A 670-nucleotide genomic window follows, 5' to 3' on the forward strand; every position below is an offset into this window, starting at 1 on the left:
AGCCGGAGTGTGCCGCCACGGTTGCCCATCACGCATGTGCTGTTTGATCTTCTGATCTCGATACCAGCTATCGAAGGCATCTGTATGGATGGCTTCGATTACTGTCTGGACGTGCGGCCGGGATTCAGGACGCGTGCTCATAGCATCAAGCGGACGATTGGAACTGAGTAGTCCGCTATGGTGTGTTCATTGTTCTCAACCAACTTAAAATAGCATGAATTAGTGACTTTAATGTACTGTATTAGTTCCAACAGCACAAATACCCCGCCTAATAGCATTATTTAGTGACCTTATTGTATTCAATTCGTTATCCTTGGCTAATATATTACCGGGGCTATCAGAGCCGTGTAGGAGCCTAAGACGTGCGCCAATCAGCACCGTGGATGCAACTGCCACTCGATGAACGGATCCTTGAGGCGCTAGAAACTTCTGGGATGATTCTCTCGCCAGCGGTAATTGCGATCAATATCGATAAATCACGAAGCGGGGTCAACCGGCGACTAGCTGTCCTCGTTGAGTACGGGCTTGTCACTCGGGTAAAACGTGGATATTATGAGATCACCGAACAGGGAAGTCAGTATCTCGCGGGAGAACTCGACGCTTCAACGCTGGACGGGGCTGACTCTACAGAGTGATTTGTCAGTACTATGTATTCACTACTTCCGCTCCA

At 49.0% G+C, this 670-nt stretch carries 1 protein-coding gene; it reads left to right on the forward strand.

Annotated features, from left to right (window positions below; all coding sequences use genetic code 11):
- The first annotated feature begins 383 nt into the window (after positions 1-383).
- Positions 384-635, forward strand: a complete 252-nt coding sequence (locus tag DVK06_RS16840) for a winged helix-turn-helix domain-containing protein (protein WP_121601122.1) — start codon at positions 384-386, stop codon at positions 633-635.
- The last annotated feature ends 35 nt before the right edge of the window (positions 636-670 follow it).

Source organism: Halorubrum sp. Atlit-28R, assembly GCF_003665955.1.
GTDB classification, from domain to species: Archaea; Halobacteriota; Halobacteria; order Halobacteriales; family Haloferacaceae; genus Halorubrum; species Halorubrum tropicale.

Bases quoted from the DNA above. Each gene is read 5' to 3' on its own strand.
- DVK06_RS16840 (WP_121601122.1), top strand. From the start codon at position 384: ATGCAACTGCCACTCGATGAACGGATCCTTGAGGCGCTAGAAACTTCT.